Raw genomic sequence first — 13725 nt, 5'->3', positions numbered from 1 at the left:
GGCTCAGTCGCCGACGGGGGAGACCCTGGGACGGCCGGGCCGCAGCGAGAACCGCTTGCGGTCGAAGTCCCACACCCGGTAGATCGGCCACTGCGAGGTGTGCATCACCCAGGCGCCGGTGATCACGGCGCGGTGGAAGCCCACCACGTTGTAGCCCTGGTTGGCGATGGTCTGCAGGCCGCGCAGCTGGTACTTCCACCAGACGCTCGGCGGGGTCTTGCGCCGGCGCGCCGAGATCTCCGCGCGCAGCTGCGGCAGCTGGTCGATGCGCAGCTTCGCCTTGGTCAGGCAGAGCGCGAGGTCGAGATCTTCGTGCAGGTCACGACGGGTGGTGGTGGCTTCGTGCACCTGCTCCCACGCGGTCCGCCGGATCGCCATATTGGCGCCGTGCACATTGCCGACGGGCTGGTGCTTGATCAGGCCGAGGCGTTCCTGGCTGCCGATCGCGGCGGCGAGGAAGAAGCCGATCGGGGAGTCGTGGTAGGTGCTGATGCCGGTCACCGCCATGGTGTCCGGATGCGCGTCGAGATGCGCGCGCACGGTGGCGCCCCAGTCGGGTGCGACGAGGGTGTCGGCGTCGATGCGGCCGAGGTAGTCGCCGCGCGCCTTGTCGAAGCCGGTGTTGCGGGCATGGGCGACGCCGGGATTCGGCTCCTCGATCAGTTCGATCTTCGGATGTCGGGCGGCGAGTTCGGCGACGATCTCCCGGGTGCGATCGGTGCTGCCGTTGTCGACGACGACGATCTCGTCGATGGCGTCCTGGCCGACCAGCCGGTCTAGGCAGGCGGCGATGACCGAGGCTTCGTCGAGTGCCGGGATGACGACAGAGAGAACTACGGGCGGTTCAGTGGTGCCCATTCGCGTTTCCGTTCCTGAGTCGAGGGTGACCCGCGACAGGCTATCAACGCCAAAAGCGGGTCAGGTGGCTACCGTAGGCGGCCCACCCGTCAGGTACCCCGGAAAGTTCGAACAAAGCGTAAACAGCGTCGAAAAACACCCGGCTCAGTGGTGTGAAGAAGATGACGGCGAAAAGGACGAGCATGCCGTAGGGCTTGATCTGGTCGAGTGCCCGCCGGGTCTCGTAACTCAGCGAGGGCTCGATGATCCCGAATCCGTCCAGGCCGGGCACCGGCAGGATGTTCAGCAGGAACGCCGTGATCTGCAGGAACGCCAGGAAGCTGAGCCCGCACCAGAACGCGGCGTGCTCCTGCATCGTCCCGAACGCGCGCACCACCACGAGCAGCACCACCGCGCACAGCAGATTGGACGCCGGGCCGACCGCGCTGACCAGACGCTGCACCGCCGACCGGAAACGCGTGGTGTCCACATACACGGCGCCACCGGGTAATCCGATACCGCCGAGCGCGATGAAAACCAGCGGCAATCCGATCGACAGGACCGGGTGGCTGTATTTCAGCGGATTCAGGGTGAGATATCCCCGGATTTCCACTTCATGATCACCGGCCCGCCACGCGACATAGGCGTGCGCGAATTCGTGCAGGCACAGGCTGATGATCCAGCCGAACACCACGAGCACGAACACGCCGACCTTGGCGCGCACCGACTCGATGTCGGCGTCCCAGGCCAGCGCGCCGCCGAGCACGGTGATCAGCACGATGAGCAGGAAGACCGGGCTCGGGCGGACGGCGCTGTGGCCGGTCCGCCTGCCGGTCGGGAAGGAAGACGTCATCGCACCAGGAGCCAGGGTTGTTCGAAGCGGTAGAAGGTCGAGCGGGGCACCTTGCGTTCGGTGGTGATCCCGTCGCGGGTGACGATCGCGCCCGGCGTGCCGAGCTGCGCGGCGCGCCCGGACACCCAGGTGCGCTTGCGCAGGCCCTTGCGGACGCGGGCGCGGACGCCGGGCATCGTCATGGTCGGCGAGATCAGCATCGTCGTCACGGTGCCGGTGAACAGCAGGGTGTCGTCGACATAGGCCTCGCCCTCGAGCTTGGCGCCGTCGAGGCCGGTGATACTGGCCCGGCCGACGAGCACGGTGCCGGTGTCGTCGCGGATCAGCGGGGTCTCGATGGCCCGGCCCTCGAGCGCGATCCTCGCGGCGGCGTTGCCGGTCGCGGTCTGATAGACCCGCGAGGCGTAGGTCGTCTCGACCGGGACGAAACCGACCTCGACGTGCAGGCGTTCGGTGCGCATCAGATGGGTGAGCACGGTAGCCAGGGCGGCGTCGGAGCCGAGCACGATCAGGCGCGGCAGGCTGTCGGCGGCCAGCACCGGCAGCAGTTCATCGATCACGGCGGTATCGGGCTGCGGACCGGTCTGCGTGGTCGGCTGCGAGGCCAGCGCGATCGGGACCGGCATGTCACCACATCGGAGAACGTGGGTACTCAAACTGCGGTACACCCTCCTCGGTCGGGTCGACGGTTTGTCGCCCTCGAACACGGCAAACCCCCTGCCGGCAAGTAACCGTAACCGATCGTGGCGCCCGGAGCGGCCGGGGGTCGGCGTGCTCGGACAGGGCAGGTCGGAGGGTCCTGATCAGGCGTCGGCTAGACTGTGTCTCCGGCCACCGCCTCAATTCGGCAGGTAGCTGCAGTACATCGTGTGCTGCCGTCGATCTGTAGGAGACGCGAAATGCCGGCAATCGTCCTCATCGGCGCCCAGTGGGGCGACGAGGGTAAGGGCAAAGCTACCGACCTGCTCGGTGAGCGGTTGCAGTGGGTCGTTCGTTACCAGGGCGGCAACAACGCAGGCCACACGGTGGTGCTCCCCAACGGCGACAAGTTCGCGCTGCACCTGATCCCGTCCGGCATCCTCACCCCCGGTGTGCGCAACGTCATCGGCAACGGCGTCGTGGTCGATCCCGGTGTGCTGCTCGACGAGCTCGCCGGTCTGGAAGAGCGCGGTGTGGACACCTCCGGCCTGCTGCTCTCGGCCGACGCGCATCTGATCATGCCGTACCACGTGGCCATCGATAAGGTCGCCGAGCGCTTCCTCGGCAGCCGCAAGATCGGCACCACCGGCCGTGGCATCGGCCCCTGCTACCAGGACAAGGTCGCCCGTGTCGGCGTCCGCGTGGCCGATGTGCTCGACGAGAAGATCCTCACCCAGAAGGTCGAGGCCGCCCTGGAGTTCAAGAACCAGGTGCTGGTGAAGATCTACAACCGCCGCGCGCTGGACCCGCAGCAGGTGGTGGACGAGGTGCTCGGCCAGGCCGAGTCGTTCAAGCACCGCATCTCCGACACCCGCCTCGAGCTGAACCTGGCGCTCGAGCGCGGCGACACGATCCTGCTGGAAGGCTCGCAGGGCACCCTGCTCGACGTCGACCACGGCACCTACCCGTTCGTCACCTCGTCGAACCCGACCTCGGGTGGCGCGGCGGTCGGTTCCGGCATCGGCCCGAACAAGATCGACACGGTGCTCGGCATCCTCAAGTGCTACACCACCCGCGTCGGCTCCGGCCCGTTCCCGACCGAGCTGTTCGACAACTTCGGCGAGTTCCTGGCCAAGAACGGCGGCGAGGTGGGCGTCACCACCGGTCGTGCCCGTCGCTGTGGCTGGTTCGACGCGGTCATCAGCCGCTACGCCACCCGCGTCAACGGCGTCACCGACTACTTCCTCACCAAGCTCGACGTGCTGTCGGGTCTGGACACCGTGCCGATCTGCGTCGCCTACGAGATCGACGGCGAGCGGGTCGAGCAGATGCCGACCACCCAGACCGAGTTCCACCACGCCAAGCCGATCTACGAGGAGATGCCCGGCTGGTGGGAGGACATCTCGCAGGCCCGCACCTTCGAGGAGCTGCCCGCCACCGCGCAGGCGTATGTGCTGCGGCTGGAAGAGCTTTCGGGCGCTCGGATCTCGTGCATCGGCGTCGGTCCCGGCCGCGATCAGACGATCGTGCGCCACGACGTGCTGGGTTAGTTGGAGCGCTGGCGCGCTCGAGGTCGCGGCCCCTCCTGTCCCGTCGATCAGGCGCCGTTGCTTGCTCCTTCGTCGCTTGCGCAACGGCGCCTGATCGACGGGACGGCCGCGACCGCCGCTTCGCGGCGACCCCTCCTCAGGGTCGGGGTGTCCGTGGCGGGTGTGCTGTCGTCGTAGGTCAGGCACCGGTGCTTGCTCCTTCGTCGCTTGCGCGCCGGCGTCTGATCGACGGGACGGCCGCGACCGCCGCTGCGCGGCGTCCCCTCCTCGGGGTCGGGGTGTTCTGGGTGGGAGTGCTGTCGCCGCAGGTCAGTGCGACACGCGCGAGTGATGTCGACTCGCTATCGATTTGACAGCATCCGCTCGGCTACCGCTATCGTCGCTGCGCGGAGCGCGGGGACGTGCCGCGGTGTGTCGAGTGTGTGAGTGGGTGTTCGGCGTGATCCGTCGGTCCGATGATGTGAACTATTCGACGGCGCGGCGGGTCGCCCGTCCGCTCGTCGGCGTGCTGCCGATGGCGCTGGCTGTGGCTTGCGCGGGCGTCGCGATCGCGGTGCCGCAGCCGGGGATCAACCCCGAGCAGCCGGGCGTCAACACGCCGGCGCCCGCCGAAGAGAGCCGTTCCGACCTGGCGAAGTTCGACGCTCCCGACACGCTGGAGCGCCTCGCTCCCGAACGCCCGGAATCGCGCCCGGTGCCCGAATACACCGCCCCGCCCCCGCCGATCGTCATCGAGGAGCTGCACCTCCCCGAGCCGGTCGAGCCGGTCGCCCCCATCGCCCCGCCCCCGCGCACCCTGCGCGTCGGCGATTTCACCAGCCCCGTCCCCGACGAAGTTCCGGGCGAGGTCCTCGACGGCGTGAACAACTCCGCCGCCGGCGTCGAAGCCGCCATCGCCACCCAGGGCCGCTCCATCGGCATCAACCCCAGCCGCTCCGACAAGATCGCCGCGGCCACCGCGGCGGGTGCTCTCGGCGGCGCCGCGCTGTTCGGTGTCCCGGCCGCTGTCGCCGGTGGCGTCGTCGGTGGTGCCGCGGGTGCGGCAGTCGGCGGAGCGATCGGATTCGGTGTCGGCGTGGCGGGTTCGGCTGCCGCGACCGCCGGTGTCGCCGCGCTGGCGGCGGCCGCTACCGGCCCCGGTGCACCTGTGACCTTCCCCGTGACCTGGGCAGCCGAGTCGCCACTGATCATCGCGGCGGGTGCGGGAGCCGCCGGTGCCGGCGCCCTTATCGGTGCGGGTGTCGGTGCCGTCGGCGGTGCGGCGCTCCTCGGTGTCCCCGCTGCGGTAGCGGGTGGCGTTCTCGGTGGCGCCGCCGGTGCCACCTACGGCGCCACGCTGTGAACCGGGCCCGACCGCTCCGCGCGGTCGCCTGGGCAGGCCGGACCCCTCGGTAGTACCGTCGAGTCGGGTTGCGGACGGAGGTGACGGATGACGGTGCGCGCGGGTCTGGCCTTGTCAGCGCTGCTGGCGCTCGCCGTTGTGCCGGGCTGCTCGTCGCCGAGCGAAACTACCCCGCCACCCGGCCCCGCGCCGGTGAGTTCGGTGCTCCCACCCGCACAGACCCTCGCTCCTTCGCAACAACGCAACGAGCGCATCCGGGGAATGCTGTACACGGCGGGCTGCACCAGCAACGCCTGCGTCCAGACCTACTTCGCCTGTATGGACGGTTACCTCACGGGCGAACCGTGCCAGTTCTACCGAGACCATCCACCTCCGCCCTGATCAGCACGCTGTGGTGCAGGCGCGCTCTCGCGCGACACCACACCAGAGCGAGTGGTCCAGCTCAGGGGCTGGTGGTGAGGAAGTCGCCGATGGCGGGGGCGAGGATCGAGATCTTCGGGTTGTGGCTCACGCCGGGGAGTTCGGCGAAGGTCGCGGTGGGCAGCGCCGCGGCGGCGGCCTTGGCGCCCCTGGTGAGCATGGGGGCCGTGCGGTCGCCGGCCAGGACGAGCACCGGGACCCGCACGTCGCTCCACTCGGCGGGATCGAGCGACTTGCCGCGCATGTACGGCTGCATCACCGCCCAGTCGTGGGCCGTCGAATTCGAGGTCGCGGCAAGGTTTTTCCAGAACGGGGTCAGCCGCATGGCGGAGACCATCAACCACGGCATGCCCATCGCCTTGGTCATGTAGTACCGCACCGTCTTGTTGCGCTTGCCCGCGGCGATCATCGGATGCAGCTTGTCCGCCAGATCCTTCGGCGGCACATGGTCTTTCGGGTCGACGATGAACGGCGGCTCGAACGCGACCACATCGGTCACCCCCGGCACCGCGCGCGCGGCCAGCAGTGCCAGCGCGGCGCCGGACGACCAGCCGAACAGCGCCGCCTTTCCGCCCGCGGCCTCGACCAGCGCGGCGATGTCGGCGATCTCGTTGGCCACGTCGTATGTGCCAGGGGAGTCGGCACTGTCACCGCGACCGCGCCGGTCGTAGTTGAGCACCGTCAGGTCGTAGTCGGCCGCCAGCGTCTGCGCGAGCTCGACCATGGTCGGGTACTCGCGGAAGCTGAACGCGCCGCCGATCAGGATGACGGTGCCCGCCGTTCCGTCCCCGACCCGGTCGTAGGCAATCGTGGTGCCGTCGGCCGACGTCACAGTCTGCATTGTCGTTCCTCTCGCATTCGGGCCGTGTGACCACCGGGCTCGACGGTACGCGATCGCGTCCATCGCAGGTCGGCACGGGTTTCCCGCGGTGCCGACCGCCGCGGCACCGATCATGAAGACGGCCGGGCACCCGGAAACTCATCGGTGCGCTGGCGCCGGCGATTCAGAACAGCATCGGCTCGCCGAAACCGGGCGTGCGCTCGATCTCCAGCAGGCGGGCCTTGGTGCCGATGCCGCCGGGCGCGGAGAAACCGTGCAACGCGTGGTCGGCGGCGAGCACCCGGTGACAGGGGATGATCAGCGGAATGGGATTGCGGCCCAGCGCCTGTCCGACGGCCTGGGCCGAGCCGGGCGCGCCGAGGCGGGTGGCGATGTCGCCGTAGCTGAGGGTGTGACCGGGGTCGATATCGCGGGTGATGGCGTAGACGCCCCGGTAGAACTCGGGTAGTCCGCCCAGGTCGACGTCGATCCATCGCAGGGCGTCCAGGGTGCCCGCCAGGTGCGCGCGGACACCCGTGATCGCCGCGGTGATCACGGGTCCTGGCTCATCCTCGGCGACGGGCGCGCCGGCCAGTGGTCTGGTGATCCGGGCGAGCGTCTCCTCCTCGCTCGCCTCGGGCAGCTGGAACCGTACGACGGTGTCGCCGTGCCAGGCGATGGCGCACAGGCCGATCGCGGTGTCGAACAGTGCCGCGGCAACCGGTTCGGTCCGGGTTCCGGAACTCATGATCACAGTGTGCGCCGACCCGGTGACAGATTCGGGTCTGCCCCCGATCACGCGGCGAGTGGCCCGCGCTCATCGGAGGGGAGCAGACCAGTTTTCGGTAACTGGACTGGACTGCCGCCGGTGGCCTCGGTCGCTGCGGCGACCGGCTCCTCCTCGTGCACGCGCGCGGCGTCGAGGTCGCGGAAAAGTCGCTGTTCATCGTAGGTGCTGAAGGCCCGGTCGTGCGGCAGATACTGGAAGGGCCAGAACGGCAGTTCCCCCCGTTTCGGGGAGAAGTGGTAGACCGCGTACCCGAAGGCGGCGGCGACGGCGAGGGCGAGGAAAGCGGTCATGGCCTAAGAATCCTCCGACTGGCCTTGCCTACAAATATCCACTTACGGAATACTGGACTTCATGGCGACAAGAGTGATCGGCGCGTCCGGACTGGCCCGCGACCTCGGCCGGTGGCGTGACCCCGAAACCGACGGCGATTCGCCCGAGCGCCGTCCGCACCGACCCGCCTATCTGGCCCTGGCCGAGGCCATCCGGCTGCTGATCCACGACGGTCGCGCCCCGCTCGGCGTCGCGCTGCCCAGCGAGCGGGATCTGGCCGCCACCCTGGGCGTCAGCCGCACGACCATCACCTCCACCTACTCGCTGCTGCGCGAGCACGGCTACCTGATCAGCCGCCAGGGTTCGCGCAGCACGGTGGCGCTGCCGCCGGCCATCCAGCACGACGGCGCCAAGCCGACCCGCGGCATCATGGCCCTGATGGCGCAGCCCGTACTGCCGACCATCGACATGACCTACGCGGCGATGTCCGCGCCACCGGAACTGCACGACGCGTATTCGGCCGCGCTGCAAGGTATCCCGGCCTACCTCGGCACGCACGGCATGGACCCGGTCGGTGTGCTGGCGCTGCGCGAGGCGCTGGCCCGCCGCTACACCGCCCGCGGCCTGCCCACCGAGCCCGAGCAGATCCTGGTGACCCTCGGCGCCCAGCACGGCCTGCGGCTGCTGCTCAACGTGCTCACCTCGCCCGCCGCGCGCGTGCTGATCGAGCACCCAAGCTACCCGAACGCCATCGAGGCGATCCGCGATGTCGGCGCCCGTCCGATCCCGGTGCCGCTGCGGCCCGAATTGCCGCACGCCGGTTGGGATCTCGACGGTCTGCGCAGCACCGCCCGGCAGACCGCGGCCACGCTGGCCTACCTGGTCCCCGACTTCAACAACCCCACCGGCCTGCTGCTCGACGCCGACGGCCGCGCCGAACTGGCCGCCATCGCCCGCGACACCAGGATGACCATCGTCGTCGACGAATCGATGAGCGAGCTGAACCTGTCCGACGACACCATGCCGCCGCCGGTCGCCGCGTTCGCGAAGGGCTCGGAGATCATCACCATCGGTTCGGCGTCGAAGTCGTTCTGGGGTGGTCTGCGGGTCGGCTGGATCCGCACCAACCAGGCGCTGATCACCAAGCTGCTCGGCATCCGCGCCACCGTCGACCTCGGCACGCCGGTGATGGACCAGCTGGCCACCATCCACCTGCTCGAGCACGCGGGACCGATCCTGGAGCGCCGCCGCGAACAACTGCGCGCCCAGCGCACCGCCCTGCTCGACGCCGTCGCCGAGGACCTTCCCGGCTGGCACATCGGGCCCGGCGCCGGCGGCATGTCGGTGTGGGCGCAGCTGCCGAGCCCGGTCTCCACGGCCTTGGCCGCCACCGCGCCCAATCACGGGGTATTGCTCGCCGCCGGACCGCGTTTCGGCGTCCAGGGCGCGTTCGAGCGGTTCCTGCGCCTGCCCTTCACCCACCCCGAGGCCGACCTGCGCCTGGCCGTGAAATCCATCGCCGCCGCCTACGACGCGCTGACCCCGCGCGCCGCCGATCCGTTGCAGCCGCTCACCTGCTACTGAGTCAGCCGAATCCGCACGAGTGGTACGTGGCCGGGTGCGGCCGCACGGTCTCGTACCCGGCGCCGAGCATGAACAGCGTCGAGATCACGATGGCCGCCGTCGTGAGCGGCACGGCGGCGCCGCGCGCGGACGGGTAGCGGAACAGCAGCACCAGCAGGCACACCAGCGCGATGGTGGTGGCCGCCAGCAGCCCGGCCGCGAGGCCGTTGAGCAGGCTGGCCGTGATCGGGACCGGTATGTCACTGCGGCAACGGGATCCGGCGAGTTGTGCCTGACGATCGTCGAGCAGTCCCTCGGCCACCGTGAAGGCGAGCAGCGCGGCGCCGAAGGTGGTGACCGCGATCAACGCGGTGAGCACCTTCGGTGGCCGGTGGCCGGTTCGGATCCGTGGCCTGTCGTCGATAGTCGGTGAGACTACCGACGACAGGCCGGAAAATCAGTCAGCCCAGACCGATTCGATCGGTGTCGTCTCCGACGGCGGCGGGGTGGGCACGCCGCCGGGGGTGCGGGAGAAGCGCGGCGCGGGCGCGTGCTGGACGACGCCCTCGATCTCGATCAGGCCGGTACGGGCCGCGATGTGCGGATTCTCGGTGGCCTCGGTGAAGGTCAGCACCGGGGTGGTGCAGGCGTCGGTGCCGTCGAAGATCGCGGCCCACTCGTCGCGGGTCTTGGTCTTGAACTTGTCCGCGAACAGCTTGCGCAGCTGGTCCTGCCCGTTCGGGTCGAGCTGCATCGGCAGCCCCTCCGCGTCGATCTCCAGCCCGGCCAGCAGCTGGGCGTAGAACTGCGGCTCGATCGCGCCGACGGCCATGTACTTGCCGTCGGAGGTCTCGTAGGTGTCGTAGAACGCCATGCCGGTGTCGAGCAGGTTGGTACCGCGCTCGTCGGACCACAGGCCGACCCCGCGCATGCCCCACATCATGTGCGAAAGGGCAAGCGCGCCATCGATCATCGCGGCGTCGATGACCTGGCCCTTGCCGGAGCTCTGCCGCTCGACCAGCGCGGCGAGCACGCCGAACACCAGGAACATCGAGCCGCCACCGAAGTCGCCGACCATGTTCAGCGGCGGCACCGGCCGCTCACCCTTGCGGCCGATGGCGTTGAGCACACCGGTCAGCGAGATGTAGTTGATGTCGTGGCCCGCGCGATCGGCCAGCGGGCCGTACTGGCCCCAGCCGGTCATCCGACCGTAGACCAGGCGCGGGTTGCGGGCCAGCGCGTCGTCGGGGCCGAGGCCCATGCGCTCGGTGACGCCGGGACGGAAGCCCTCCAGCAGCACATCGGCCCGCTCGACCAGGTCGAGGATCTTGGCGACGTCGGCGGGATCCTTCAGATTCGCCTCGACGATGGTGCGGCCGCGCCACTGCGGGCGCTCCATGTGTCCGGGCATCATGCCGGGACGCTGTACGCGGACCACATCGGCGCCGAGGTCGGCCAGCAGTAGCGCGGCATGGGGGCCAGGCCCGATGCCGGCCAGCTCGATGACCTTGATACCCGCGAGGGGCCCCTGCTTGGCGGTGGACTCGCTCACACCTGACCTCTGTTCATCGTCGAACGGTATTGACACTCCGACAATAGCGTCGGGATGGCGAGCCGGGTAGGGCATGGGTCAGAATTCCGGGTGGCGCGACTCGGCGCCACAATGGGAGGAACCCGGTAGTGAGCGTGTGGGGTGAGGTCATCGTAGGCCTCGTCATTCTGGTCGGCCTAATCGGTGTGATCGTTCCGATCCTGCCCGGCGTCATCCTGATCTTCGCCGCAATCGCGGTGTGGGCCTTCATGACCGGCGGCAGCGCCGCGTGGACGGTGCTCGCGGTCGCCACGGTCGCGCTGGTCATCTCCGCCGTCGTGAAGTACACCTGGCCCGGCAGGCGGATGCGCGAGGCGGGGGTGTCGAACCGGGCACTGCTGTTCGGCGCGATTCTCGGCGTCGTCGGGTTCTTCGTCATCCCGATCGTCGGCCTGTTCATCGGCTTCGTGCTCGGCGTGTACCTGGCCGAGCTGTACCGGCTGAAGACCAACGATCTGGCCTGGCCCGCGACGCTGCACGCGCTCAAAGGCGTCGGCCTGTCGATGCTGGTCGAGCTGTTCGGCGCGCTGATCGCGGCCGGTGTGTGGTTCACCGGCGCGATCCTGGCCTGAGCTACTCGATGACCGGCAGCGGGCGGGTGCGCTCGCCCGCGCCGGGCAGTTCGTCACGGGGGATCGGCACCGTCGGATTGTCGGTGCGCGGGATCGGCCTGGTCGGCAGCGGATCGGCCGTGGGCCGGTCCGCCACCGGCAGCCGGTAGAACTCCCTGGCGTTGTCCTCCAGCACCGCGTGCAGGTCGGCCCCGACCACCTGCCAGATCAGCTCGACGTCGGTGTCCTCGAACGGCCTGCCCGCCCTGGTGCCGGGCAGGTCGGTGCCGAACATCAGCGCGCCCGGGTTGACCGCGTGGATCCGGCGCAGCGTCTCGGCCACGTCCATGTCGACCCGGCCGAAACCGGTGGCCTTCACCCTGGCGCCCCGATCGACCAGATCCAGCAGATAGGGCAGGCCCTCCTCGGACATGCCGAGGTGGTCGATCGAGAGCGCGGGCAGTTTCGAGATCACCGGTTGCAGCGAGGCCAGCATCTGGCCGTCGATGTAGAGCTCCACGTGCCAGCCGGCCAGCTCGTGCGCGCGCAGCGCCTGCAACGTCATCTCGGTGATGTCGGCGGCGGCGCGCTTGAGGTTGAACCGCAGCGCGCGCACGCCGGCGCGATCCAGCTCGATGATCTCGTCGTCGGTGGCGTCGAGATCCAATCGGGTGACCCCGACCCAGTCCTCACCGAGGGCCGCCAGCGCGGCCTTCAGATACGACTGGTCGGACCCCTGGAACGACGCGCTGACCACCGCACCACCGCGAACATGGAAGTGCTCCATACGCTTTCGATAGTCCGCGATGGTGTAGGGGTCGGGTAGGTAGCCTTCGTTCTCGATCAGCGGGAACCGCGGATCGATGATGTGGACGTGGGCATCGAACACTTGTACAGAATGCCTCGAGTTCGGCGGAATGGAACAGTTCGGGCCCGACGTCCGAGGCTTAGACCTTGTTCGGCTCGGACGCGCGCAGCATGTCCTCGCGCTCGACGACCTTCACCCGCTCACGGCCTTCCGGCTCGCCGAGGGCGCGCTCGTGCGCGTCGAGGCGATACCAGCCGGCCCACGTGGTGAACGGGATGCCCTTGCTCTCGAGGAACGTGGTGACCGCGTCCAGCTCGGGCTGCGGCGCGGGCGCGAAGTCCTTGGCGTCGTCGAGCAGGCAGGCGATGGTCTCGTTGGCGTCGCCCTTGGTGTGGCCGATGAGGCCGACCGGGCCGCGCTTGATCCAGCCGGTGACGTAGGTGGCGGGCATGAAGCGGGCCGAGCCCTCGGCGGTCTCGTCGGAGATCACGCGGCCGGCCTCGTTCGGCACGGTGCCAGCCTGGTCGTCGAACGGCAGCTGGGTGATGTTCTGCGACAGGTAGCCCACGGCGCGGTAGATGGCCTGGACGTCCCACTGCTTGAACTCGCCGGTGCCCTTGACGTTGCCGGTGCCGTCGAGCTGGGTGCGCTCGGTCTTGAGACCGACGACCTTGCCGTCCTCGCCGATGACCTCGGCCGGGGACTCGAAGAAGTGCAGGAACAGCTTGTGCGGGCGGTTGCCCTGGTCGCGGATCGCCCACTGCTCGAGGGTGTTGGCGACCATGTCGACCTGCTTGGAGTTGCGGCGGGCGGCTTCGGAGCCCTCGTCGTAGTCGATGTCCTCGGGATCGACGATGACCTCGATCGTCGGCGAGTGGTCGAGCTCGCGCAGCTCGAGCGGGGTGAACTTGGCCTGGGCGGGGCCGCGGCGTCCGAAGACGTGGACCTCGACGGCCTTGTTGGCCTTCAAACCCTTGTAGACGTTCGGCGGGATCTCGGTCGGCAGCAGCTCGTCACCGGTCTTGGCCAGCACACGGGCCACGTCGAGGGCGACGTTGCCGACGCCGAGCACGGCGACCTTCTCCGCCTCCAGCGGCCACGACCGCGGCACGTCGGGGTGCCCGTCGTACCAGGAGACGAAGTCGGCGGCACCGTAGGAGCCGTCGAGGTCGATGCCGGGGATGGGCAGGGCGCGGTCGGCGTTGGCGCCGGTGGAGAAGATGACCGCGTCGTAGAACTGGCGCAGGTCGTCGAGGGTGATGTCGGTGCCGTAGTCGATGTTGCCGAGCAGGCGCACCTGGTCCTTGTCGAGGACCTTGTGCAGGGCGGTGATGATGCCCTTGATGCGCGGGTGATCGGGGGCGACGCCGTAGCGGATCAGACCGAAGGGCGCGGGCATGCGCTCGTAGAGGTCGATGCTGACATCGGCATCGGACTTCATCAATGCGTCGGCGGCGTAGATACCGGCCGGTCCTGCGCCCACGATCGCAATGCGGAGCGGGCGGGTCGCTGCACTCTGTTCGGTCATTTTCTACGCGCACCCTTTGGTCGAGAACTGTTGACGGCGTCTATTTAGCCTAGGCTAAGTTGACGATCCGGCTGCTGGCAGCTGCCTTCGAGGTCGGCAGCGCACCGCATTCTGGCGATTCTATCTGCGGCGTTGTGTCCACCCGGCGTGCGGTGTGGTTGCC

The 13725-nt window shown here is 69.1% G+C and carries 15 protein-coding genes; 5 read left to right on the top strand and 10 right to left on the bottom strand.

The window, feature by feature from the left end; all coding sequences use genetic code 11:
* Positions 1–3: 3 nt before the first annotated feature.
* The 3 genes from NV348_RS13725 to NV348_RS13715 are packed head-to-tail and all read right to left on the bottom strand — an operon-like array spanning position 4 to position 2316.
* Positions 4–858 carry a glycosyltransferase family 2 protein gene (locus tag NV348_RS13725; protein ID WP_447147288.1) on the bottom strand — a complete coding sequence of 285 codons (855 nt, stop codon included), beginning with the start codon at positions 856–858 and terminating at the stop codon, positions 4–6.
* Positions 859–901: 43 nt separating this feature from the next.
* The gene (locus NV348_RS13720) at positions 902–1690 is read right to left on the bottom strand and encodes a site-2 protease family protein (protein ID WP_447147287.1); all 789 of its coding nucleotides are present in this window, start codon (positions 1688–1690) and stop codon (positions 902–904) included.
* Entirely contained in the window at positions 1687–2316 is a 630-nt protein-coding gene (locus NV348_RS13715; RefSeq protein ID WP_447147286.1) for a hypothetical protein, read from the bottom strand. The genes NV348_RS13720 and NV348_RS13715 overlap by 4 nt, the downstream gene beginning before the upstream one ends.
* 273 nt (positions 2317–2589) lie before the next feature.
* On the opposite strand from NV348_RS13715, the gene NV348_RS13710 reads away from it, so the two are divergent.
* The 3 genes from NV348_RS13710 to NV348_RS13700 all read left to right on the top strand — a co-directional run bounded on the left by NV348_RS13710 (position 2590) and on the right by NV348_RS13700 (position 5602).
* Positions 2590–3879, top strand: coding sequence for an adenylosuccinate synthase (locus tag NV348_RS13710; RefSeq protein WP_447147285.1), 1290 nt, complete (start codon positions 2590–2592; stop codon positions 3877–3879).
* A gap of 439 nt (positions 3880–4318) precedes the next feature.
* Positions 4319–5221, top strand: a complete 903-nt coding sequence (locus NV348_RS13705) for a hypothetical protein (RefSeq protein ID WP_447147284.1) — start codon at positions 4319–4321, stop codon at positions 5219–5221.
* An 87-nt stretch (positions 5222–5308) separates the two neighbouring features.
* Positions 5309–5602 (top strand): hypothetical protein, encoded by a 294-nt coding sequence (locus NV348_RS13700; RefSeq protein WP_447147283.1) that lies wholly within the window; start codon positions 5309–5311, stop codon positions 5600–5602.
* A gap of 61 nt (positions 5603–5663) precedes the next feature.
* On the opposite strand, the gene NV348_RS13695 is transcribed toward NV348_RS13700, so the two are convergent.
* The 3 genes from NV348_RS13695 to NV348_RS13685 form a co-directional block, all read right to left on the bottom strand.
* Positions 5664–6482, bottom strand: coding sequence for an alpha/beta hydrolase (locus NV348_RS13695; RefSeq protein ID WP_447147282.1), 819 nt, complete (start codon positions 6480–6482; stop codon positions 5664–5666).
* A gap of 163 nt (positions 6483–6645) precedes the next feature.
* Positions 6646–7209 (bottom strand): methylated-DNA--[protein]-cysteine S-methyltransferase, encoded by a 564-nt coding sequence (locus NV348_RS13690; protein WP_447147281.1) that lies wholly within the window; start codon positions 7207–7209, stop codon positions 6646–6648.
* Between the two features lie 47 nt (positions 7210–7256).
* Positions 7257–7541 carry a hypothetical protein gene (locus NV348_RS13685; RefSeq protein ID WP_447147280.1) on the bottom strand — a complete coding sequence of 95 codons (285 nt, stop codon included), beginning with the start codon at positions 7539–7541 and terminating at the stop codon, positions 7257–7259.
* A gap of 61 nt (positions 7542–7602) precedes the next feature.
* Here NV348_RS13685 and yczR point away from each other — a divergent pair, with 61 nt between their 5' ends.
* Positions 7603–9105: a MocR-like transcription factor YczR gene (yczR, locus tag NV348_RS13680; protein ID WP_447147279.1), complete on the top strand. Its 1503-nt coding sequence runs from the start codon at positions 7603–7605 to the stop codon at positions 9103–9105.
* 1 nt (position 9106) lies between these two features.
* Here the strand turns inward: yczR and NV348_RS13675 are convergent, their stop codons facing one another.
* Both NV348_RS13675 and NV348_RS13670 read right to left on the bottom strand, forming a co-directional pair.
* The gene (locus NV348_RS13675) at positions 9107–9451 is read right to left on the bottom strand and encodes a hypothetical protein (RefSeq protein ID WP_447147278.1); all 345 of its coding nucleotides are present in this window, start codon (positions 9449–9451) and stop codon (positions 9107–9109) included.
* A gap of 90 nt (positions 9452–9541) precedes the next feature.
* The gene (locus NV348_RS13670; protein ID WP_447147277.1) at positions 9542–10636 is read right to left on the bottom strand and encodes a CaiB/BaiF CoA transferase family protein; all 1095 of its coding nucleotides are present in this window, start codon (positions 10634–10636) and stop codon (positions 9542–9544) included.
* Positions 10637–10764: 128 nt separating this feature from the next.
* Here NV348_RS13670 and NV348_RS13665 point away from each other — a divergent pair, with 128 nt between their 5' ends.
* Complete coding sequence (locus tag NV348_RS13665) at positions 10765–11247, top strand: DUF456 domain-containing protein (RefSeq protein WP_447147276.1); 483 nt, start codon at positions 10765–10767, stop codon at positions 11245–11247.
* Position 11248: 1 nt separating this feature from the next.
* On the opposite strand, the gene NV348_RS13660 is transcribed toward NV348_RS13665, so the two are convergent.
* A complete protein-coding gene (locus NV348_RS13660) occupies positions 11249–12115 on the bottom strand; it encodes an amidohydrolase family protein (protein ID WP_447147275.1) in 867 nt (288 codons plus the stop codon).
* 58 nt (positions 12116–12173) lie between these two features.
* The gene (locus NV348_RS13655) at positions 12174–13562 is read right to left on the bottom strand and encodes an FAD-dependent oxidoreductase (RefSeq protein WP_447147274.1); all 1389 of its coding nucleotides are present in this window, start codon (positions 13560–13562) and stop codon (positions 12174–12176) included.
* Between the last annotated feature and the right edge of the window lie 163 nt (positions 13563–13725).

Source organism: Nocardia fodinahabitans, from assembly GCF_052983615.1.
This window is presented reverse-complemented; position numbering and strand designations above follow the sequence as displayed.